At 72.8% G+C, this 1070-nt stretch carries 1 protein-coding gene; it reads right to left on the reverse strand.

Features of this window, described 5'->3' with window-relative positions:
* Positions 1–196 precede the first annotated feature (196 nt).
* The gene (locus ACFRCG_RS48750; protein ID WP_054229213.1) at positions 197–571 is read right to left on the reverse strand and encodes a DUF3499 domain-containing protein; all 375 of its coding nucleotides are present in this window, start codon (positions 569–571) and stop codon (positions 197–199) included.
* Between the last annotated feature and the right edge of the window lie 499 nt (positions 572–1070).

The following is a 1070-nucleotide window of genomic DNA, read 5'->3' on the forward strand; positions in this document are numbered from 1 at the left end:
GCCTTCATGCGGACGCCGCCGAGCAGGACGAGGACGATCACGAGGGGCAGGGTCGCCACGAGGGCGGAGAGGCCGGGCGAGTCGGCCACGGGTTCCAGTTCCTGGACGTACACGGGCGCCTCCCCGGATTCCGCCGTGGGGGGGGATTCCGCGATGCGGAAAGCGTTTTCTCGCGGGTTACGGAGGGGGCGGGCGCTCAGTTGTCCGGCGAGCGCAGCACCCGTAGGTGGCCGCGGCGCGCGACCTCCATCGGGTCCGCCGAGCGGGCGCCGCCACCGGCCTCGGCCGCGCGCTGCTGCGGCCTGGCCGCCTCGCGCACCGCGTTGGCGAGCGCTTCCAGATCGTCACCGCTGGGGCGGGAGGGAGCGGAGGCGTCGGCGAGGCGGACGACCTCCCAGCCGCGCGGCGCGGTGAGACGCTCGGAGTGCTCGGCGCACAGGTCGTAGCAGTGGGGCTCGGCGTAGGTGGCGAGCGGGCCGAGGACCGCGGTCGAGTCGGCGTAGACGTACGTCAGCGTCGCGACGGCGGGGCGGCCGCAAGCGGTTCGCGAACAGCGACGTACAGGGCTCACGACGTTGGACGGTACCGCACTCTTGAGCGGGCCGCGACGACTCTCCCCCAGGTCACCCCACCGTGTCGCGCTGTGAGCCCGCCCACACAAGCCTTCGGACCGCCCGTCCTGACCTGGGGCGACATCCCGCGGCGAGATGCCGAACGGACCTGAATCCGGTCACCACTTGGTGCAAACCACGTCAATTGCCATGTGAGCGACGGTCCTGGAGGGATACGGAATCGAGCCCAAGCTTGGCTGGAATGGTCATCCTGCGACATCCGGAACGTGCGCCGGGCTTCCTGCCCCGGGCCGCGGGCAGCCGCGTGGGGGCCGGGCACACGGACCTCGTGGGGACTACTCTTCGTCAGTGATGGACACCCCCGTACCGCCCACCGCCGCCGCACCCGGGCCCCGCCGTCGTGATCGCCACGGAAGGGGCATGCGCGGCCCCGTCGCGCCGCCCCAGGTGCCGCTCGCCGCGAGCCGCGCCGAGGTCTTCGCGGACCTGGTGCAGGAC

This window comes from Embleya sp. NPDC056575 (assembly GCF_042793325.1).
Lineage (GTDB): Bacteria > Actinomycetota > Actinomycetes > Streptomycetales > Streptomycetaceae > Embleya.